Genomic DNA, 20,088 nt, shown 5'->3' on the forward strand with positions numbered 1-20,088 from the left:
GATTATTCCCCCTTCATTTTACGTGCTGCTTCTAATACCTCATCAATGCTGCCAGCCATATAAAAAGCAGCTTCTGGAATATCGTCATGTTTACCTTCTAAAATTTCTTTAAAGCCACGAATCGTTTCTTTTAACGGTACATATTTACCAGGTGAACCTGTGAAGACTTCCGCTACAAAGAATGGTTGACTTAAGAATCTCTGAATTTTACGCGCTCTTGATACAGTAAGTTTGTCTTCATCAGATAACTCTTCCATACCCAAAATTGCGATAATATCTTGTAATTCTTTATATTTTTGAAGAACTGCTTGCACACCACGTGCTACTTGATAATGTTCCTCCCCAATTACATGCGGGTCAACAATACGCGAAGTAGAATCTAGTGGATCCACAGCAGGATAAATACCAAGTTCAGCAATTTGACGAGATAAAACTGTCGTTGCATCCAAATGCGCAAATGTAGCAGCTGGAGCAGGGTCAGTCAAGTCATCGGCAGGTACGTATACCGCTTGTACAGAGGTAATAGAACCTTTTTTCGTTGAAGTAATACGTTCCTGAAGTGCACCTACGTCAGTTGTAAGCGTTGGCTGATATCCAACCGCAGATGGCATACGTCCCAAGAGTGCAGAAACTTCTGAGCCAGCTTGGATAAAGCGGAAAATATTATCAACGAATAATAATACGTCCTGCCCTTGCACATCACGGAAATATTCCGCCATTGTAAGACCTGTCAAAGCAACACGCATACGAGCTCCAGGTGGTTCATTCATCTGTCCGTATACCAGTGCTGTTTTATCAATAACGCCGGATTCTGTCATTTCTGACCATAAGTCGTTACCTTCACGTGTACGTTCACCTACACCAGCAAATACGGAATAACCACCATGCTGCGTTGCAATGTTATGGATAAGTTCCATGATAAGAACTGTTTTACCTACACCGGCACCACCAAACAAACCAACTTTACCACCGCGGGAATACGGTGCAATAAGGTCAACAACTTTAATTCCTGTTTCCAAGATCTCAGTTGCAGTTTCTTGATCATCAAATTTAGGAGCTGGACGATGAATTGGCCAAAACTCCTTATTTCCTACTGGTTCTGGGTTATGATCCACAGTTTCACCTAAAACGTTAAATACACGACCAAGCGTTTCAGGACCAACTGGAACACTAATAGGAGCTCCAGTATCTTCTGCTTCCATACCACGAGTCAAACCATCCGTAGAGCTCATAGCGATACAACGTGTTACACTGTCGCCGATATGCTGCATAACTTCTACAGTTAATTTAATTTCTATATCGCCTGCTTTACCCTCAATTTTTACCGCATTTAAAATTGCAGGTAATTGATCAACAGGGAATTCAATATCTACTACAGGACCAATAACCTGTACGATTTTACCTTTAGCCACTGATATAACCCCTCCTTAATTCAAGGCTTCTGCACCACTCACGATTTCATTAATCTCCGTAGTAATACCAGCCTGACGAATTTTATTATAAGTTAAGACTAATTTATGAATCAAAGTTTCTGCATTATCTGTTGCATTGCTCATTGCCGTCATACGTGAACCAAGCTCACTCGCAGATGCTTGTAATAACGCTGCATAAATCATAGTTTCTAGATATTGTGGTAATAGATGACCAAGAACTTCACCGGCAGACGGTTCATAAATGTATTCGCTGCCCTCTGCTTCTTGCCCTTCAATACCTGTAAACGGCAGCAATTTTACCGTTGTTGGAACGACGTTAATGGTCGTGATAAAATTGGTATACACCATATAAATTTCATCACATTCACCTTTTGTAAACATATCAATGATTTTAGATGCAATCACTCTTGCATCTTCAAACGTCGGTCTTTCACTAAAACCTGTGTACTCAGCAGTAACAGAATAACCGCGATTTTTAAAGTATTCGCAAGATTTTCTGCCTACAGTGACGAGATCCGCCTCGCTTTTATTTGAAATATTAGCTACAACTTCTTTAAAAACATTGCTGGCATAAGCTCCAGCAAGTCCTTTATCGGAAGCCAAAACAACATATACTTTCTTTTCAACTTGTCTTACTTCAAGTAATGGATGACTGATTTCGCCAGCACTTGCGGCTACATCATTTAATACTTGACGCATTTTATCTGCATATGGCTTGTTTGCTAAAGCACTTTCCTGAGCGCGGCGCAGACGAGCTGCAGCAACCATTTTCATGGCTTTAGTGATTTGCTGAATGTTTTTTACACTCTTTATCCGACGACGGATATCTTGTAAATTCGCCAATTAAAATCACCTCGCAGCTTTAATTACGCTTCTTTTTCATAGGAAAATGTATCTTTAAACTCAACAATTGCTTTCTTTAAAGCATCTTCAGTTTGATCATCAAGCTTTTTATTTTCAATGATTGCTTTACCAACTTCAGGATGGTTTGCACGCATGAATTTCAAGAAAGAAGTTTGGAAGTTAACAACTTCTTTTACAGGAACATCTTCTAAATAACCGTTTACGGCTGTGTAGATGACCATAACTTGTTCTTCAACGATCAATGGAGAATATTGCGCTTGTTTCAAAGTTTCAACCATTCTCGCACCACGATCAAGCTGTGCTTTTGTCGCTTTGTCAAGGTCGGAACCAAATTGCGCAAACGCTGCCAATTCACGATATTGTGCAAGGTCAAGACGCATACGGCCTGAAACTTGTTTCATTGCCTTAATCTGTGCAGATCCACCAACACGGGATACGGATAAACCAACGTTAATCGCTGGGCGTATACCGGAGTAGAACATTTCACTTTCCAGCATGATCTGACCATCGGTTATGGAAATAACGTTTGTTGGAATATAACCAGAAACGTCACCAGCCAAAGTTTCAATAATAGGAAGTGCAGTAATCGAACCTGCGCCTAATTTATCAGAAAGTTTAGCCGCTCTTTCAAGTAAACGAGAATGCAAGAAGAATACATCCCCTGGATATGCTTCACGTCCTGGTGGTCTTCTAAGAAGCAAGCTCATTGCACGATATGCAGCAGCATGTTTAGATAAATCATCATACACACAAAGCGCATGACCGCCTTTATACATGAAATGTTCCGCTAAAGTTACACCAGCATAAGGTGCTAAGTACTGTAATGGCGCGCTATCAGATGCAGTAGCTGCAACAATGATTGTATATTCCATAGCGCCATTGTCTTCTAAAGTTTTTACTACACGAGCAACCGTAGAAGCTTTTTGTCCAATTGCTACATATACGCAGATACAGTCTTGCCCTTTTTGATTCAAAATTGTATCAATTGCAATCGCAGTTTTACCGGTACCACGGTCACCAATGATAAGTTCACGTTGGCCACGACCGATTGGTACAAGCGCATCAATTGCCTTAATACCAGTTTGCAGTGGTTGATGAACCGATTTTCTATCTGCAATCCCAGGTGCTGCATTTTCAATTGGTCTTACTTCAGTCGTTTCGATTGGACCTTTTCCATCAATAGGTTGTCCAAGCGCATTGACTACACGACCTACCATTGCTTCACCAACAGGTATTTGCATGATGCGACCAGTTCTGCGAACTGTATCGCCTTCTTTTACTAAAGTTTCACCGCCGAGGATAACCCCGCCGACGTTGTCTTGTTCAAGATTAAGAACAAGACCATATACACCATTACCAAATTCAAGTAATTCCCCTGCCATAGCTTTTTCCAAACCATGGATACGAGCAATACCATCACCAACTTCGATAACAGTACCAATATCATCAACATTAAGATCGACCTGATAATTTTTAATCTGATCTTTAATGATGGCTGTTATTTCTTCTGGATTCATTTTCATACTACTCAGTCACCCCAATCTTAACAATTCAGTTTGTCAACAATTGTGCTTTTAACACTTGCATTCTGCGCACTACACTGCCATCAATCAGCTTATCGCCAATTTTAACAACAACACCGCCTAAAATGCTTTGATCTATCTTCGTTTTGATAACAACCGTTTTACCAGTCGTTTCACTTAATTTTTTCGTTAATTGTGATTCTTGTTCCACAGATAATTTACGTGCAACCGTCACTTCCGCTTCCACAATATTTTGTGCAGCATTTGCTAAGGCTGTATACGCATGTAAAATTTGTTTTAATAAACTTTCGCGACGTTTATCTATTAACAACATAAAAAAATTGTAAACAACTTTCGCTAGCTTACCTTCAAATAATTTGGCAACAACCTCTTTTTTCGCCTCAGGCTTAATACGAGGATGATTGATAAAGTCAGTTAAATCTGCTTGACCATAAACCACATCTGTTGCATCTGCCAATTGCTGACCAAATTCTTTTAATTGATTTTCTTCAAGAGCCACTTCATAAAGTGCTCTTGCATATTTCATCGCTAGCTGTGTGGTTAGCATGGCAGACCACCTATTTTCTCTTTATCTAACTTATCAATAAATTCACTTACCAATTGTTTATTTACTTTTTCATCTATGTTGCTATTAATCACTTTAGCAGCTGCTGCCATGGATAAAGCAACGACTTCACCCTTCAATTCAGCTACTGCAAGTTTACGGTCGCGTTCAATATCTGCCAGAGCGGATTTACGCATACGTTCAATCTCAACTCTTGTTTCAGCAAGACTTGCTTCTCTTTCTTCTGCAGCAAGTTTACTCGCTTTATCAACGATTTCTTGCGCCTCGATACGAGCAGAAGCCAATTGTTTTTGATAATCTTCTAATAATTTTTTTGATGCAGCCGCATCTTGTTCAGCCGATTGAATATTCTTCGCAATTTTCTCTTGGCGTTCTGCCAATGCTTTCATAAGCGGTTTATAAGCCACTTTTGTTAAAATTACAACTAATATGAGAAAATTTAAAATTTGAGCAAATAATGTCATATTAAGATCAACCATTTTCAAACCTCCTTATCTAGCACTATAAAGGGAGGGCGACGGCACATAGGATGCTGTCGCCCCACCACACATCAATCGTTCATTATTTAATTAGCGGATTTGCATATAACATAACGATAGCGATAACTGCTGCGATAATAGGCACAGCTTCGATTAAACCTACAGAAATCAAAGTGTTAATGAATAATACATTTTTTGCTTCTGGTTGACGAGTTAATCCTTCGATGAATTTAGAAGTTACAAGACTGTTCCCAATACTTGCACCAACAGCCGCCAAGCTAATCGTAAAACCTGCTGCGAATAAAGCAGCTACTACCATAATTGAATGTTCCATTAATAAAATCCCCCTTAAAAATAAATAGATAATTAATTAAAACTTCTCCGATACAATCCTTAGTCGTGGTGATCGTCTTTTACAGCATTCGCCAAGTACGACATGGACAACATCGTGAATATAAAGGCTTGAACAACACCAACAAAGATACTGAAAGCAAGCCAAATAACACTAGGTACCGGCATCCAGATTGGCACTAACATCAACAAGATAATCAGTAAGATTTCCCCTGCTAAGATATTACCAAACAAACGGAAAGCAAGCGTAACTGGTTTTGCTATTTCTTCGATAATATTGATAATGACAAATGGAGCGAATGGTTGAAAGAAATGTTTAATATAATTCATTCCTTTAAAATAAACACCCAAAATATGCAACATCATAACTACCATCAAAGCTAAACCAAGCGTAGTGTTCACATCATTCGTAGGTGATGTGAGGGTTGGTATTAAGCCCAACCAATTTGAGATAAGGATAAACAAGAACAAGGAGATAATCAGCGGTGCCAATTTTCTACCATTCGGACCCATAGTTGCATCAATCTGATCCAGCAAAACTGTCATGATCATTTCAATCGCATTCTGCCAGCCGGTTGGAACCAGCTTTAAATTACGTGTAGCAAGAAAAGCGATGAAAATAATGATTGCCATTGCCAGCCAGGTCATGTACAACGTATCCATGTTAAAGCTGAATCCAGCGATCTGTGCTACGTGATGAGCACCGATTTCATGCATACATACCACTCCTACAAGTTATGTAATCACTTTGTATTATTAACATTACTATTGTAGGCAAATACAATAGCATTTATCATAATGATCACAGAAATCAAAAAGAATCCTAGTACAACCGCCCAAAACATTTCTTCAGATATTCGAATTGCCGCAATAAATGCCGCAATCATAAGCATCCAGCGAACAAGCAGACCAATCTGCATATTCTTCTTTGCCTCTGTCACGGTTAACTCTGTACTTCTTGTCATTCTGTAAACAACGATAAACCAACAAGCACCACCAACGATACAACCGGCAATTATAGGCATAACAAAATACGCCTTTCCTAATATATAAGCACCAACGCTACATAAAAGTAAGCCAATTGCAGTTTGCGTTAATATAGACTTTATGCATGTTAATAAATTTTTCATATTCCCCCACAAACAGTTTTTCCAAACCATATAGTAAAGAATATCCTGCCTTTTAAAATAAATAATACCTATTGCCCTAAAAATTTAGAAAATTCTGAACAGAACTTCATTCAGGCCTTTATTTTTCCTTCGACAAAAGGCCAAGTTTATCCTGCTAAAATATTCGCTGTTTTTTAGTAAAAACATTAAAATCAGGACTTGATTATGAATTTTATACTTTTTTGCATAAACCCAACAAATCATTTATTATATGATAAGTATTACTTATGTTTATGCAGTATTTGTAAAATATAAAACTCATTTATCATAATGACTCTATAATTATACCATATTATTTATTTTTGCCAAGTAGTTTTTTATAAGTCGACCAAATCGCTGCGATAAAACCTAAAAAAATGCCGCTAATTGTCGCAATCGGGCTTGAAACGAGTTTTTCATCAATATAAATTCCGCCATAGAGACACACGCCAATTGTAATAACAAAATTTATTCCCAACCCTGTAGCAAATCCCAATGCCTGCAAAGTAGACTGCGTATCCTTCTTATTATTTCCTTTTTTATCCACATTATTCATCCTTTCAAAAAAATATTGCATAAATATTGCATATAAACCATATTGTATCTGGCCTATCTATTTCATAAAAAAAGCTGCCGCAAATTTGATTTTGCCAGCAGCTTTTATGTACTATATTATACTTCAAACGAATCAGGTTTATGATCCGTCCAACCATATTTCCAAAGAATCGCTTCCACAATACGTCTTGATGCTTGTCCATCGCCATAAGGGTTACAAGCATTTGACATCTTATGATATTCCTTTTCGTCAGTTATTAACAACTTTGCTTCATCATATACACGCTGTTTATCCGTACCGATCAATTTTACTGTGCCGGCACCAATTGCCTCCGGACGTTCAGTTGTATCACGAAGAACAAGCACAGGTTTTCCTAATGCAGGTGCCTCTTCTTGAATACCACCCGAGTCAGTTAAGACCAAATATGAACGTGCGAGTAAATTTGCAAATGGTTCATAATCGAGCGGGTCAATTAAATGCACGCGCTCCATTTTCCCTAATTCACTCTCTACAACTTCACGGACTTTAGGGTTCTTGTGCACTGGAAAAACAATTTCGATATCAGAAAATTCGTTTACAAGTGCACGCAATGCTTGATAAACATGACGCATTGGTTCCCCAAGATTTTCTCTGCGATGTGTTGTTACCAGCACAACTTTCTTATTCTTATAATCAATACTTTTCAAAAGTTCATTTTCAAAAACAAAATTTTCATCTACTGTTTTCAAAAGCGCATCAATCACTGTATTCCCTGTGACAAATACTTGCTCGCCTTGGATGTTTTCTTGTGCGAGATTCTGGCATGCCGTATCGGTCGGTGCAAAGTGCAGATCCGCTAAAGAACCTGTCAACTTACGATTCATCTCTTCCGGAAACGGTGAATATTTGTTCTGCGTTCTAAGTCCAGCCTCTACATGTCCAACTGCAGTTTGATGATAAAAAGCAGCCAATGCGCCGGCAAAAGTCGTTGTCGTATCTCCATGTACCAACACAATATCCGGCTTTTCTTCTGCTAGAACTTGATTCAAGCCTTGCATGGCTTTGCAGGTTATATCAAACAAAGTCTGCCCCTGCGCCATGATATCAAGATCATGATCCGGTTTTATTTCAAATAAATTCAGTACTTGATCGAGCATATCACGATGTTGCGCTGTTACAGCAACAACAGGTGTAATTTTATCCGGATATTTTGCCAGTTCCAAAACAACCGGTGCCATTTTAATCGCTTCCGGGCGAGTGCCAAATACAGTCATTACTTTAATACGTTTCATAAAATTCTCTACCCCTTTCCTACACTTTGGGACGCGAATCATCTGATTTTCCATTGTAAAATAGGCAGGCTATATGCCTGCCTGCAATGGTTTACTTCTATCAAGAATTCGTTCTAACTGACTTTTTTGTTTTCAAAATACCAAGTTTCTTCGCCCCAATAAATACAACTAACATCACAGCAATGATAATTGCAATCGCGAACCCACTGCTGACCTCGGTCAGCGCAATCGCACTCAAACCTAAAACCCCGCTGATGACATACATTAAAAGTACTGCCTGTCTTTGCGTGAACCCCAAATCAAGCAAACGATGATGCAAATGTCCTCTATCAGGTTTAAAAATCGGTTTCCCGCTCATGTAACGTCTAACAATCGCAAATGCAGTATCCAAGATTGGCAGACCTAGTGCAAAAATAGGCACAATCAACGCAATAGTCGCAGCCGACTTTACTGCACCAATCACAGAGATACCCGCCAGCATATACCCTAAAAACATACTGCCAGTATCCCCCATAAAAATCTTCGCCGGATTGAAATTATACTGTAAAAACCCCAGCGCTCCGCCAGCGATCGCCGCTGTCAACACTGCAATAAGTATATAATTCTGCTGCAATGCAACCAACAAGATTGTAATCGAAGCAATCGTAGAAACACCAGCAGCAAGACCATCAAGACCATCAATTAAGTTAACCGTATTTGTAAGGCCTACAATCCAAAATATCGTCACCGGCACTGCTAAATATTCCAGATAAATCATATCACCAAAAGGATCACTAATCCAATCGATACGAATATCAAACAAAACCAATACTAAAGCCGCAATGATTTGACCAGCCAGCTTTACTTTAGCCGGTAAATTTTTTAAATCATCAATTACACCGACAGCCAAAATTACCGTGCCGCCGAGCAATAGTCCTATAATCTCCGTCGTTAAATCAACCGTAAAAAAAACTGCTACCATAAAGGCAACATATATAGCAAGACCACCCATTCTAGGGATAGGAGCAGTATGCACTTTGCGTTCATCAGGAGCATCCATAGCTCCAGCTTTTTTAGCTAAGGAAATAATTTGCGGCGTTAATACATACGCTATGACAAGCGCAATGAAAAACGACAAAATATAATCCGGCATAAACTCAAACACCTCTTTCTATGCAACACACCAATTGTACATCACCAAAACTAGACTGTCAATCAAATAAACATATCCTCGCACGCCCTTCACGCCTTAGATACAGTACCCTTTACGTTTTAATTTAGCAACGTGAAGTTTCACCAACTCATCCACATCGACATCATATCGCTGCGCAAGTAAATACATCATCGTAAAACAGCACTGCGCTACATCAAGAAGCTCTTCGGCACTGCCAATCATCACTTCCCGATCTGTTAAAGCTGAATATTCACCGGACGCCCCCATATTTTTGCCCAAATATTGTGTCAGTTCACCAAGTTCTTCTTGAATTTTACATACTGTAGTGAGCAATGTCACTTCCGGCAAATCCAGCTTTGGCAAGGCAAGATATTTATAATTCCCCTCTGTATGAAGGCAATATTGATGACTTTTATCAAATGAATATCCTTTGCTTTCAAGTTTGGACAAGTGACGTTCAATTAATTTAGCGATCTCAATATTATAACTTTCTTCCATAACAAAAATCATCGTAACACAAGTTTGTGCCACATCCAACAACTCTGCATTTACTTCTGCCAGCACACTTTTAGCAGCAGAAAGCTCAGAGATTTCAATCCCTTTTAAACGCTGATAAGGCAAAAATGCCAACGTTGCTCTGGCAAGTTCTCCCGCCTCCTCAATAATTTTTAACAAGGTTGAATTTAAAGTTGGTGACAATTGATTTAATTTTGGTAAAACAATAACTTCAAACATTTTATCTCTCCACCTATTAGAACTTCATTATACACCTTTATTATACAAAATTCCTTATATTTTTCACTAGCTTTTTACACAAATTTTAATTCTTTAATTTTACAAACTAGCGCACCAGCTGGTTAACCACCTACTACGAATCTCAATTCGGCTTACAACCGGATACATGCGCCTCTGGAAAAAGCCGCGCTTTCTGCTTTTTCCATGTTAGCTTAAAACATTTTTCTATTATAGCATACCTGCGAATAAAAGATAACGATAAAAGGTGTTTTTCGTATAACATCCGAATAGAAATTCTACCAATATTACAGATATTTGCTTGCTATTTTTTTATATACATATTATTGTTATGTTATACCTAAAAAAAAAATCTCAGGAGGATATTTTCTCATGAAAAATACATATGATATCGGCTTTATCGGACTTGGCGTAATGGGTAAAAGCATGGCAGAAAATCTGCTCAAAGCAGGCTACAAGGTCAGCGTGTACAACCGTACAAAAGAAAAAGCTTCTGCATTGATTGCACAAGGTGCTGCTTGGAAAGATACGCCAAAAGAATTGGCGCAGACTTGTAATGTAATCATCACCATGGTTGGATATCCAAAAGATGTTGAAGATATCTATTTTGGCGACCAAGGACTCATCGATCATGCGAAACTTGGCACCTATCTCATTGACATGACAACTTCAAGTCCAAGACTCTCAAAACAAATCTCTCAAGTTGCGCAAAGCAAAGGAATTTTTGCCTTGGATGCGCCCGTATCCGGCGGTGACATCGGAGCAAGAGAAGCAAAATTATCAATTATGGTCGGCGGAGACGAGAGAGCCTATACAGCCATGAAACCAATTTTTGAAGTGCTAGGAAAAAATATTCAATATCTCGGCTTAGCCGGTGCCGGTCAATATACAAAAATGTGTAACCAAATTGCCATCGCCTCAAATATGATGGGCGTATGTGAAGCAATCATTTATGCCAAAAAAGTCGGACTTGATCCAAATGCTGTTTTAACCAGCATTTCTACAGGTGCTGCCGGCTCTTGGTCTTTATCTAACCTTGCACCGCGCATGATTCAAGGGGATTATGCACCAGGATTTTATGTAAAACATTTTATCAAAGATATGGGAATTGCGATTGAATCCGCAAAAGAAGTCGATTTAGAGCTGCCTGGTTTAAATCTAGCAAAAAAACTTTATGATCAACTATCTGCCGAAGGCGGAGATCTTTACGGAACACAAGCTTTGATTAAAATATTAGAAAAGTAACATAAAAAAATAAAAGACTCGGTAGATCTATTTGTTTACAGAATAGATCTACCGAGTCTTTTTATTTTCCCAGATAGCTCAAAACATTATGTAATCTCCTTGGGATCACACTCTACAATTGATCCATCTGTTTCTAGGTAAACGACTTTCGCAATCATTGCATTTCGAATCATACGCCTGCAGAGCAGACAAGGTTTTCCCGAAGCTAATGTTCCATCGGCGTTAAATCCGACAATGTAAATTGTCGCATTCTTCATTTTTTCCGGATCGCCATTTATAATCGCATTTTGCTCAGCATGCACCGCTTCACAAAGCTCGTAACGTTCACCTTTAGGAACATTGCAGGCTTCCCTTTTACAATAATTCAGCTCCAAGCAACTTATTGCACCGCGCGGCGCTCCATTATATCCTGTACTGATAATAATATGATCTTTCACAATCAGTGCTCCATAAATACGCCGTAAACAGGTTGCTCGTTTGCCAACTGCTTTTGCTATTTCTAAAAAATATTCGTTCCAATCTGGACGTACATGCCCCATATTCTCACCTCTTGATTAAAAATAGAGACACCAATCGGCATCTCTATTTTATGTAGACCGCATGCTTATTTCGTTCCAAAAATTCTATCCCCAGCATCACCAAGGCCTGGAACAATATACCCATGATCGTTTAAGCATTCATCTAAACCTGCTGTGTAAATCTCAACGTCAGGATGTTCCTCGTTGACAACTTTAACACCTTCCGGTGCAACAACTAGGCACATTAAAATAATAGATTTTGCCCCTTTGTCTTTTAACATCTGAATTGCTGCCGCAGAAGAACCGCCAGTTGCAAGCATTGGATCCACAACAACCAGTGTACGTTCTCCAACATCACTCGGCAATTTGCAATAATATTCTACCGGTTTTAATGTTTCTGGATCACGATACAGCCCAACATGCCCAACTTTTGCTGTCGGAATTAGATTTACAATGCCGTTAAGCATTCCTAAACCAGCACGCAAAATTGGTATAACCGCAATCTTTTTACCCGTTAATACTTTACTTTTACAAGTCGTTACCGGTGTTTTAATTTCAACTTCTCTGAGTGGCATATTTCTCGTTATTTCATACGCCATAAGCATAGAAATTTCTTCTAGCAATTGGCGAAAATCTTTCGTACCTGTACTTTCTCTGCGCATAATTGTCAACTTATGCTGAATTAATGGATGATCGATAACATTGATCTTTAAACCTGTCATGTATTCTATTTCCCCCTAGTATAATGGATATTTCGCGCAAAGCTGTGCAACCATTTTTTCCGCCTGCAATTTTTTCGCATCGCTTTCTGGATCATTCAATACCAGTGCTATGATTTCAGCTACTTTCTCCATATCCTTTTCTTTAAACCCGCGCGCAGTCAGCGCCGGTGAACCAAGACGAAGACCACTTGTTACAAATGGACTCAATGGTTCAAATGGAATCGTATTTTTGTTTGCAGTGATTCCAACATCATCTAATAATTTCTCTGCTACTTTTCCGGTTAAATTCTTCGAACGAAGATCCACCAGCATTAAATGATTATCCGTTCCGCCGGATACAATCGTAAAGCCCTGTTCAATCAAAGCATTGGCTAATGCATTGGCATTTTTAATAATCTGTTTCTGATATTCTTTGAATTCTTCAGATAAGGCTTCTTTTAATGCAACGGCTTTCGCTGCAATTACATGCATCAGCGGTCCACCTTGAATTCCCGGAAAAACAGCTTTATTGAATTGTTTGCCAAATTCCTCGTCCTTTGTCATAATCAATCCGCCGCGAGGCCCACGCAAAGTTTTATGTGTAGTCGTCGTAACAACATCAGCAAAAGGAACTGGATTTGGATGAAGACCAGCAGCTACTAATCCTGCAATATGCGCCATATCAACCATCAAATATGCGCCCACTTTTTTTGCAATTTGGCTCATTCTTTCAAAATCAATCGTTCTTGCATAGGCACTTGCACCAACAACGATCATTTTAGGCTTGCAATCCTCAGCTGTTTTTTCAACTTCATCATAGTCAATTCGATTTGTATCCTCTGTAACGCCATAAGGAACAATATGAAAATATTTACCAGACATATTGACAGGACTTCCATGCGTTAAATGTCCGCCATCGGTTAAATTCATTCCCATAACAGTATCGCCAGGTGTCAATAACGCAAAAAATACTGCCATATTTGCCTGTGCACCGGAATGAGGCTGTACATTGACATACGCAGCACCAAAAAGTTCTTTTGCGCGATCAATTGCCAACTGTTCTACTACATCAACACATTCACAGCCACCATAGTAACGTTTGCCAGGATAGCCTTCTGCGTATTTATTTGTCAACACAGATCCTTGCGCTTCCATGACAGCTTTACTCACAATATTTTCTGAAGCAATTAGTTCTAACTTATTGCGTTGACGGCTTAATTCGGCATCAATTGCCTGCTTAATTTCCGGATCTACCGTAGCCAAATCGTCTAGTAAACTCATGTTTTCAATTCCCCTCACTTTTTATAATATCATCAAGCCTGATATATAGCTCGACTTCCCCCAATAAATTTAGGCCGGGTTCTCGCTGCAATGATGACCGCCTGTCCAATCTTTTTTGTTTGCAAACGAACCGGCACAGCGACATGCTTTAGATGCATTCCAATTAACGTTGCTCCGATATCAAGACCGGCGTGCGCACAAATCGTTTCTACCACGACAGGCTCCTGGTAACTTTTCATCGCCTGCGCAGCAAGCGATCCACCGGCATGAGGTGCAGGAAAAACCGCAACCTGTTCCAACCGATATGCTTCCATCACTTTACGCTCTACAACCAAAGCACGATTCAAATGTTCACAACATTGAATTGCGAAAAAGATACCTGTACTATTTGCAATTCCTTGCACTGCCTCCAATAAAGCAGTTGCTACTTCTTCAGACCCTGCCGTACCAATTTTCGAGCCAATGATTTCACTCGTCGAACAACCAATCACAACAATCTGCCCTGGCTTAACGCCGGAAACTTCAATCAGTTCCAAAAGTGCTGCCCGGGATTCCGCTTTGACTGTCTCTATATCCATTCACAAGACTCCTAGTTTTATTTTTCTAGTGCCATGATTTTATTTACGCGACGCGCATGACGATCGCCGGAAAATTCTGTTGTTACCCATGCCTTCACAATTTCACAAGCCGGACCAAAGCCAATCACTCTTTCGCCCATTGCTAAAATGTTCGCATTATTATGTTCACGCGACATTTTCGCGGAGAAAATATCATGACAAAGTGCTGCACGTATACCTTTAATTTTATTCGCCGCAATAGAAATACCAATTCCAGTTCCGCAAAGAACGATGCCCCGATCAGCTTCACCGCTTATTACACTATGTGCAACTTTTTCTGCAATATCCGGATAATCTACTGCTTCAGTGCCAAATGTCCCAACATCATTGACTTCTACTTTCAGTTCCGCTAATACTTTTTTTATTTCTTCTTTTAAATTTACTGCGCCATGATCACTGCCAATTGTTATTTTCATCTTTCTTCCTCCATTTTTATTTCACTTATTTTCAAGATTTTTTGTTCATGCAAGCTATAACTTTAGGCCAAACTTTTTCTATATACCTTTGTATGCTTTGTGCGCATGCTTGATAAATGGCTTCATTTCCACCAAAAGGATCCATAACATCCAACGCTTCATCGGCATATTCAGACAACGTAAATACACGCCCTTTTAACGCAGGCATCGCTCCCAAAATAGCATGCTTATGCCCATTGGTCATCGTTAAAATCAAATCTGTCGATAATATAGCTTCACTTGTAATCTGCCGCGAAGCATGCGATTCCAAATGCAAGCCGTACGCCTGCATCGCCAAGCATGCATGTTTCGATGCACGATCCCCGTTAATCGCTGCCAACCCTACGGATCCTACCATGATGGAGCCATCTAGATTATGCTCTGTAATTTTCTTGCGAAATAAAGCCTCCGCCATTGGACTGCGGCAAGTATTTCCTGTACAAACGAACAAAACCTTAAACACCAAACTTCACCCTCTAGCAACAAAATCTACTTCTATTTTAACACAACTTTTACTTGAACTAAAAGTATCTAAACAATTAAATGCCATAAAATATTTCCACCCAACAAAATCAAAACAATTCCGCCAAGTTGTTCCGAGCGCTTTCCTAATAACTTGTTTGCCTGCCTGCCGATACTCAAGCCAAACGCAGAAATAAAAAAAATCACACTGCCCAGAATCATATTCAACTTTATCAAATTCACATCCATAATACCAAAACTAAATCCTGCCGCCAGCGCATCGATACTCACGCTGAAAGCCACTACCATCAAAGTCCAGCCACATAAAGGATTTTTTCTTTTATTGCCGAGTTTATCTTCATTGCTAAAACTCTCTTTGAGCATCAGAAAACCTAGCCCCACAAACACGCCCGCGCCAATTATGTTTGCACAGTTCTCTATCATCAAAGTGGAAGAACCACTATCGATACTCAACTTATCAACAAAGGCACCCAAGAAATGTCCCAGATGATATCCTGCTAATAACATCACAATATGAAATATAGCAAAAACAATACTGGAGGTTAAAATTACTTTACGACGAATTCGATTCATGCCAATTACAATTGCTACCGAAAATAAATCCATGCCTAATGCGGTACTCAAAACGAAAATTTCTAAGGTTCCCAATCGCTTCACCCCATTAATTCATTTGTATGAGTTACACACATAACTTATACACTTTATAAATTTATTATTCGATAGCCACTTGCCTTATGCATACGATTCATCACGGCTAATCCAAGTCCAGTATGTTCCGTCCCTTCAGCAAAAATAATATCCACCTGCATTTGATCAAAACTACGTAATGCCCGATACAGATTCGTTGCAATTTCTGCAACATTCTCTCTGCTGCCATACACAACAGTGACTATGTCCTTCGGCATCATGTCTGCAACTTCTTTACTTACAATCACACCAATTTTTTTCCCTTTTGCCCTTGCTTTTGCAATCTCTTCAAACAATCCTTCAGCAATCTTGTCTTTCGCTCCCTCAAGCATGACCATAGGTGCTTTCGGTGCATAATGTGTATATTTCATCCCCGGTGCTTTCGGAACGCTGTTCTCACCGCTTAACCCAGGGTCAAGCTTTACCTCCCCGACAACTGCAGATAACATTTCCATCGTAACTGCGCCAGGACGAAGCACGGTAGGCACCTCACCAGTACAATCCACAATCGTAGACTCAAGTCCAAATACACAATTGCCGCCATCTATAACCGCACCAATTTTACCTTCCAAATCTGCCAAAACTGCCTCTGCATTGGTCGGGCTTGGCCTGCCAGAAGTATTCGCACTCGGCGCCGCCAGCGGAACACCTGCTAAACGAATCAACGCCCTTGCAACTTCGTGATTCGGCATTCTGATTCCCACCGTATCCAAGCCTCCCGTAACTGCATCCGGTACAAATCTCTGCCGCTTTAAAATCAACGTGATTGGGCCCGGACAAAAAGCCTCGATCATCTTACGTGCTGTATCACTGATATCAATTGCTAATTTATCAAATTCGGAAAAATCAGCCACATGCAAAATCAATGGATTATCCGAAGGTCTTCCCTTCGCTGCATAAATTGATCGAACTGCATCACCGTCCAAACCATTTGCCCCTAGGCCATACACAGTCTCGGTCGGGAAGGCAACCAAACCTCCCTGCTGCAAAATTTTTGCCGCCGGCAGCAATGCCAACGGATCTGACTTTTCCTTGATTTTAATTACCTTTGTTTCCATACAAAAGACTCCTATTTTAAATGATACGAAATTACTGATCAAACCTTATCTAAAATCACAACCCGCTCAATGCCGCCATAATCCTTTAAAATGATTGCTTCACCAAACGCCGAGAAGTTCTTCGCCAGTTCAGCGACTGCCGCAGCTTGATGAATGCCTACTTCAAAAGCCATAAAGCCGCCCGGTTTGAGTAAATCCAAACCTCCACCAATCAACCTGCGATAAAAATCCAAACCATCTATCCCACCGGCTAACGCATGATGCGGTTCACATTTCACTTCGGCAGTCAAACCTTGAATATCCCCATCTGGAATATAAGGCGGATTTGAAACAATCACATCGAATACCTGCCCTCGAATTGGACTATAAACATCGCCGTGAAAAAAAGTCACACGATCCTGTACACCTATTTTTTCAGCGTTACGCTTTGCAATCTGTATTGCTTCTTCGGAAATATCTACTGTACTACCCACGGCTTGTGGTAAATTCGCTAAAAGCGACAAGACAATCGCACCGCTTCCAGTCCCGATATCCACAAAATCTACTTTGCCTCTGTCCTTCAAACGCTCAATTACAGCTTCTACTAAGATTTCCGTATCCGGGCGAGGAATTAATACCGCGGGAGACACCTCAAATGAAAGCCCCATAAATTCTTTGTAACCAATAATATACGCAACCGGCATCCGAGCCACGCGTTTTTTTATCATCGCTTTATATCTGGACAACTCTTCCGCTTGCAGTGGTTCATCAAAATGGACATACAGATAAATACGCTCTTTTCCCAGCACATGGGAAAGCAGTACTTCCGCATCAAGGCGTGGAGATTCCACGCCTTTATCTGCAAAGTACTGCCCTGTCCATTTTAAAATGCTGCCAATCGTCCATACTTCATTTGGCTTTTCCATCTTAATTAACCTGCTGCAATTTTTCACTTTGATCTGCGGTAACCAAAGCATTGATTAATTCGTCAAGTTCACCATTTAATACAAAATCCAATTTATGAAGTGTAAGACCGATACGATGATCCGTTACCCTGCCTTGCGGAAAATTATAAGTACGAATCCGTTCACTGCGATCCCCTGTACCGACCTGACTCTTGCGATCTGCAGCCAACTCACTGCGTTGTTCTTCCTGTGCAAGTTCCAGCACCTTTGCACGAAGTACACGCATCGCTTTATCTTTATTCTTCAATTGTGATTTTTCATCTTGACATTGTACTACGATTCCCGTCGGCAAATGCGTAATACGAACTGCCGATTCTGTTCTATTAACATGCTGACCGCCAGCACCACTCGCACAATACGTATCAATACGAAGTTCATTTTGTTTGATTTCCACATCGACTTCTTCCGCTTCCGGCAGAACTGCTACCGTAACTGTAGAAGTATGAATCCGTCCGCTGGATTCCGTGGTTGGTACACGCTGTACACGATGCACACCGCTTTCATATTTCAGCTTACTATATGCACCATATCCGTCAATTGCAAACGAAACTTCTTTAAAACCGCCCAATTCGGTTTCATTGGCATCCAAAACTTCTGCCCGCCAACCTTGCATTTCCGCATAGCGGGTATACATTCTAAATAAATTGCCTGCAAACAACGCCGCTTCATCACCGCCGGCACCGCCACGAATCTCTACAATAACACTCTTATCATCATTTGGATCTTTCGGCAATAACATAATCGGCAGTTCCGCTTCCAAAACTTCTTGTCTAGCTTTTAGATCTGTAAGCTCGCCTTCCACCATTTTTCTAAACTCATCATCGAGCTGTTCCTCGAACATTTCCCTCGCATCTTCAATCCCCTTGCGAACTTCCTTATATTCACGGAATTTCTCAACGATTACACCCAGATTTGCATGCTCACGACTGTATTTCTGCCATTTTGCCATATCTGCAATAATATCCGGATCACTAATCATCGATTCTAACTGCATATATTTATCTTCAACTGCCTGTAATTTATCAAGCACTATTCTTCACCTCTAAAACATCAGTATTATACATTCTCTACTGGTGTTGGCTTTACTGCTTCCAACGCTTGTATAGCCACTTCCACTTGGTCATCATCCGGTTGATTGGTCGTAATTTTTTGCAACCAAAGTCCCGGTAAAATTGCAACTTTAACGAAAGCATTCTCACTGCGCCCGGCAAAGCGAATGATTTCATACGAAATACCAGCAACAACTGGCAATAGCACAATTCTAGACGTAATTCTAAGCCACAAATCCGGCCAGCCTAAAAAAGCAAACATAATGATACTTACAACCATAACAATGAGTAAAAAAGCTGTCCCACAGCGCGGATGCAACGTACTATATTTTTGGACATTTTCCACCGTGAGTTCTACCCCTGCTTCATAAGCATGGATGGTTTTATGTTCCGCTCCATGATATTGAAACACTCTTTGAATATCTTTCATTCGAGAAATTCCGTAAATATAAACTAAAAAAATCAACATCCTAAGCCCGCCTTCAGCTAAATTCAGCCAAATCGGATCGCTGATCATACCATGAAAATATTTTGCCGCTGCTGTCGGAATGATAATAAATAAAACGATCGCCAACCCTAGTGAGAACATCATCGTCATCACAATTTCACGATTCGATAGTTCTTCGCCTTCTTCTCCGGCACGCTGCGCCGAATAAGATAACGATTTTAAGCCTAGAATAAGCGATTCTCCTAAAGCTATAACACCACGCAGCATCGGTTTTTTTAAAATAGGATACCGCTCAGTTATAGACGAAACTTTTTCTGTTTTTACACTAATTTCACCAGACGGTTCGCGTACCGCTGTAGACACATATTCAGGCCCACGCATCATTACACCCTCGATAACCGCCTGTCCGCCAATTGTTGGCTTTACCTCCATGGTTCGTTCCCCCTGTCTATGAAACCTTCCCCTAATTACAAATGAAGCAGAGC

Annotated in this window: 24 protein-coding genes; 1 reads left to right on the forward strand and 23 read right to left on the reverse strand. The window is 40.1% G+C overall.

Going from position 1 to position 20,088, the window contains the following annotated elements:
* Positions 1 to 2: 2 nt before the first annotated feature.
* The 12 genes from atpD to BN6559_RS07950 all read right to left on the reverse strand — a co-directional run bounded on the left by atpD (position 3) and on the right by BN6559_RS07950 (position 10,099).
* Complete coding sequence (gene atpD, locus BN6559_RS07895; protein WP_110954209.1) at positions 3 to 1,412, reverse strand: F0F1 ATP synthase subunit beta; 1,410 nt, start codon at positions 1,410 to 1,412, stop codon at positions 3 to 5.
* 15 nt (positions 1,413 to 1,427) lie between these two features.
* Entirely contained in the window at positions 1,428 to 2,276 is an 849-nt protein-coding gene (gene atpG / locus BN6559_RS07900; protein ID WP_110954210.1) for an ATP synthase F1 subunit gamma, read from the reverse strand.
* Between the two features lie 23 nt (positions 2,277 to 2,299).
* The gene (gene atpA / locus BN6559_RS07905) at positions 2,300 to 3,820 is read right to left on the reverse strand and encodes a F0F1 ATP synthase subunit alpha (protein ID WP_110954211.1); all 1,521 of its coding nucleotides are present in this window, start codon (positions 3,818 to 3,820) and stop codon (positions 2,300 to 2,302) included.
* Between the two features lie 28 nt (positions 3,821 to 3,848).
* The gene (locus tag BN6559_RS07910; protein ID WP_110954212.1) at positions 3,849 to 4,388 is read right to left on the reverse strand and encodes a F0F1 ATP synthase subunit delta; all 540 of its coding nucleotides are present in this window, start codon (positions 4,386 to 4,388) and stop codon (positions 3,849 to 3,851) included.
* A complete protein-coding gene (atpF, locus tag BN6559_RS07915) occupies positions 4,382 to 4,885 on the reverse strand; it encodes a F0F1 ATP synthase subunit B (protein ID WP_110954213.1) in 504 nt (167 codons plus the stop codon). Before atpF ends, BN6559_RS07910 begins: the two co-directional genes overlap by 7 nt.
* Positions 4,886 to 4,967: 82 nt before the next feature.
* The gene (gene atpE, locus BN6559_RS07920) at positions 4,968 to 5,219 is read right to left on the reverse strand and encodes a F0F1 ATP synthase subunit C (RefSeq protein WP_110954214.1); all 252 of its coding nucleotides are present in this window, start codon (positions 5,217 to 5,219) and stop codon (positions 4,968 to 4,970) included.
* A 59-nt stretch (positions 5,220 to 5,278) separates the two neighbouring features.
* Positions 5,279 to 5,953 carry a F0F1 ATP synthase subunit A gene (atpB, locus tag BN6559_RS07925; protein ID WP_110954215.1) on the reverse strand — a complete coding sequence of 225 codons (675 nt, stop codon included), beginning with the start codon at positions 5,951 to 5,953 and terminating at the stop codon, positions 5,279 to 5,281.
* Positions 5,954 to 5,979: 26 nt separating this feature from the next.
* Complete coding sequence (locus BN6559_RS07930; protein ID WP_199883843.1) at positions 5,980 to 6,366, reverse strand: ATP synthase subunit I; 387 nt, start codon at positions 6,364 to 6,366, stop codon at positions 5,980 to 5,982.
* A gap of 331 nt (positions 6,367 to 6,697) precedes the next feature.
* Positions 6,698 to 6,931 carry an AtpZ/AtpI family protein gene (locus tag BN6559_RS07935; RefSeq protein WP_199883844.1) on the reverse strand — a complete coding sequence of 78 codons (234 nt, stop codon included), beginning with the start codon at positions 6,929 to 6,931 and terminating at the stop codon, positions 6,698 to 6,700.
* Positions 6,932 to 7,056: 125 nt separating this feature from the next.
* Complete coding sequence (gene wecB, locus BN6559_RS07940) at positions 7,057 to 8,211, reverse strand: non-hydrolyzing UDP-N-acetylglucosamine 2-epimerase (RefSeq protein ID WP_110954218.1); 1,155 nt, start codon at positions 8,209 to 8,211, stop codon at positions 7,057 to 7,059.
* 100 nt (positions 8,212 to 8,311) lie between these two features.
* Positions 8,312 to 9,343, reverse strand: a complete 1,032-nt coding sequence (locus BN6559_RS07945; RefSeq protein ID WP_110954219.1) for a glycosyltransferase family 4 protein — start codon at positions 9,341 to 9,343, stop codon at positions 8,312 to 8,314.
* A gap of 96 nt (positions 9,344 to 9,439) precedes the next feature.
* Complete coding sequence (locus BN6559_RS07950) at positions 9,440 to 10,099, reverse strand: nucleoside triphosphate pyrophosphohydrolase family protein (RefSeq protein WP_110954220.1); 660 nt, start codon at positions 10,097 to 10,099, stop codon at positions 9,440 to 9,442.
* Positions 10,100 to 10,489: 390 nt separating this feature from the next.
* Between BN6559_RS07950 and BN6559_RS07955 the strand changes: the two genes are divergently transcribed.
* On the forward strand, positions 10,490 to 11,362 hold the full coding sequence (locus BN6559_RS07955; RefSeq protein WP_110954221.1) for an NAD(P)-dependent oxidoreductase: 873 nt from the start codon (positions 10,490 to 10,492) through the stop codon (positions 11,360 to 11,362).
* Between the two features lie 86 nt (positions 11,363 to 11,448).
* Here BN6559_RS07955 and BN6559_RS07960 read toward each other — a convergent pair whose 3' ends face one another.
* The 11 genes from BN6559_RS07960 to BN6559_RS08010 all read right to left on the reverse strand — a co-directional run bounded on the left by BN6559_RS07960 (position 11,449) and on the right by BN6559_RS08010 (position 20,035).
* Entirely contained in the window at positions 11,449 to 11,901 is a 453-nt protein-coding gene (locus tag BN6559_RS07960) for a deoxycytidylate deaminase (RefSeq protein WP_110954222.1), read from the reverse strand.
* A gap of 65 nt (positions 11,902 to 11,966) precedes the next feature.
* Complete coding sequence (gene upp, locus BN6559_RS07965) at positions 11,967 to 12,602, reverse strand: uracil phosphoribosyltransferase (protein ID WP_110954223.1); 636 nt, start codon at positions 12,600 to 12,602, stop codon at positions 11,967 to 11,969.
* Between the two features lie 15 nt (positions 12,603 to 12,617).
* Positions 12,618 to 13,862, reverse strand: coding sequence for a serine hydroxymethyltransferase (gene glyA / locus BN6559_RS07970; protein WP_110954224.1), 1,245 nt, complete (start codon positions 13,860 to 13,862; stop codon positions 12,618 to 12,620).
* Between the two features lie 32 nt (positions 13,863 to 13,894).
* A complete protein-coding gene (locus tag BN6559_RS07975; RefSeq protein WP_110954225.1) occupies positions 13,895 to 14,440 on the reverse strand; it encodes a TIGR01440 family protein in 546 nt (181 codons plus the stop codon).
* A gap of 17 nt (positions 14,441 to 14,457) precedes the next feature.
* The gene (gene rpiB / locus BN6559_RS07980) at positions 14,458 to 14,895 is read right to left on the reverse strand and encodes a ribose 5-phosphate isomerase B (protein WP_110954226.1); all 438 of its coding nucleotides are present in this window, start codon (positions 14,893 to 14,895) and stop codon (positions 14,458 to 14,460) included.
* Between the two features lie 31 nt (positions 14,896 to 14,926).
* Positions 14,927 to 15,397: a low molecular weight protein arginine phosphatase gene (locus BN6559_RS07985; RefSeq protein WP_110956326.1), complete on the reverse strand. Its 471-nt coding sequence runs from the start codon at positions 15,395 to 15,397 to the stop codon at positions 14,927 to 14,929.
* A 68-nt stretch (positions 15,398 to 15,465) separates the two neighbouring features.
* Entirely contained in the window at positions 15,466 to 16,065 is a 600-nt protein-coding gene (locus BN6559_RS07990) for a manganese efflux pump MntP (protein WP_110954227.1), read from the reverse strand.
* Between the two features lie 53 nt (positions 16,066 to 16,118).
* On the reverse strand, positions 16,119 to 17,162 hold the full coding sequence (locus BN6559_RS07995) for an L-threonylcarbamoyladenylate synthase (RefSeq protein ID WP_110954228.1): 1,044 nt from the start codon (positions 17,160 to 17,162) through the stop codon (positions 16,119 to 16,121).
* Positions 17,163 to 17,200: 38 nt separating this feature from the next.
* On the reverse strand, positions 17,201 to 18,067 hold the full coding sequence (gene prmC / locus BN6559_RS08000; RefSeq protein WP_110954229.1) for a peptide chain release factor N(5)-glutamine methyltransferase: 867 nt from the start codon (positions 18,065 to 18,067) through the stop codon (positions 17,201 to 17,203).
* Position 18,068: 1 nt separating this feature from the next.
* Positions 18,069 to 19,136, reverse strand: a complete 1,068-nt coding sequence (gene prfA, locus BN6559_RS08005) for a peptide chain release factor 1 (RefSeq protein WP_110954230.1) — start codon at positions 19,134 to 19,136, stop codon at positions 18,069 to 18,071.
* A 26-nt stretch (positions 19,137 to 19,162) separates the two neighbouring features.
* Positions 19,163 to 20,035 (reverse strand): DUF1385 domain-containing protein, encoded by an 873-nt coding sequence (locus tag BN6559_RS08010; RefSeq protein WP_110954231.1) that lies wholly within the window; start codon positions 20,033 to 20,035, stop codon positions 19,163 to 19,165.
* Positions 20,036 to 20,088 lie beyond the last annotated feature (53 nt).

The sequence above is a fragment of the Massilibacillus massiliensis genome, from assembly GCF_900086705.1.
GTDB classification, from domain to species: Bacteria; Bacillota; Negativicutes; order FLKF01; family FLKF01; genus Massilibacillus; species Massilibacillus massiliensis.

Excerpts from the sequence above, each read along its gene's own strand:
- atpA (WP_110954211.1), bottom strand. The coding sequence starts at position 3,820 with ATGAAAATGAATCCAGAAGAAATAACAGCCATCATTAAAGATCAGATT.
- BN6559_RS07910 (WP_110954212.1), bottom strand. The coding sequence starts at position 4,388 with ATGCTAACCACACAGCTAGCGATGAAATATGCAAGAGCACTTTATGAA.
- atpF (WP_110954213.1), bottom strand. The coding sequence starts at position 4,885 with ATGGTTGATCTTAATATGACATTATTTGCTCAAATTTTAAATTTTCTC.
- atpE (WP_110954214.1), bottom strand. The coding sequence starts at position 5,219 with ATGGAACATTCAATTATGGTAGTAGCTGCTTTATTCGCAGCAGGTTTT.
- atpB (WP_110954215.1), bottom strand. The coding sequence starts at position 5,953 with ATGCATGAAATCGGTGCTCATCACGTAGCACAGATCGCTGGATTCAGC.
- BN6559_RS07930 (WP_199883843.1), bottom strand. The coding sequence starts at position 6,366 with ATGAAAAATTTATTAACATGCATAAAGTCTATATTAACGCAAACTGCA.
- wecB (WP_110954218.1), bottom strand. The coding sequence starts at position 8,211 with ATGAAACGTATTAAAGTAATGACTGTATTTGGCACTCGCCCGGAAGCG.
- BN6559_RS07945 (WP_110954219.1), bottom strand. The coding sequence starts at position 9,343 with ATGCCGGATTATATTTTGTCGTTTTTCATTGCGCTTGTCATAGCGTAT.
- BN6559_RS07950 (WP_110954220.1), bottom strand. The coding sequence starts at position 10,099 with ATGTTTGAAGTTATTGTTTTACCAAAATTAAATCAATTGTCACCAACT.
- BN6559_RS07955 (WP_110954221.1), top strand. The coding sequence starts at position 10,490 with ATGAAAAATACATATGATATCGGCTTTATCGGACTTGGCGTAATGGGT.
- BN6559_RS07960 (WP_110954222.1), bottom strand. The coding sequence starts at position 11,901 with ATGGGGCATGTACGTCCAGATTGGAACGAATATTTTTTAGAAATAGCA.
- upp (WP_110954223.1), bottom strand. The coding sequence starts at position 12,602 with ATGACAGGTTTAAAGATCAATGTTATCGATCATCCATTAATTCAGCAT.
- glyA (WP_110954224.1), bottom strand. The coding sequence starts at position 13,862 with ATGAGTTTACTAGACGATTTGGCTACGGTAGATCCGGAAATTAAGCAG.
- BN6559_RS07975 (WP_110954225.1), bottom strand. The coding sequence starts at position 14,440 with ATGGATATAGAGACAGTCAAAGCGGAATCCCGGGCAGCACTTTTGGAA.
- rpiB (WP_110954226.1), bottom strand. The coding sequence starts at position 14,895 with ATGAAAATAACAATTGGCAGTGATCATGGCGCAGTAAATTTAAAAGAA.
- BN6559_RS07995 (WP_110954228.1), bottom strand. The coding sequence starts at position 17,162 with ATGGAAACAAAGGTAATTAAAATCAAGGAAAAGTCAGATCCGTTGGCA.
- prmC (WP_110954229.1), bottom strand. The coding sequence starts at position 18,067 with ATGGAAAAGCCAAATGAAGTATGGACGATTGGCAGCATTTTAAAATGG.
- BN6559_RS08010 (WP_110954231.1), bottom strand. The coding sequence starts at position 20,035 with ATGGAGGTAAAGCCAACAATTGGCGGACAGGCGGTTATCGAGGGTGTA.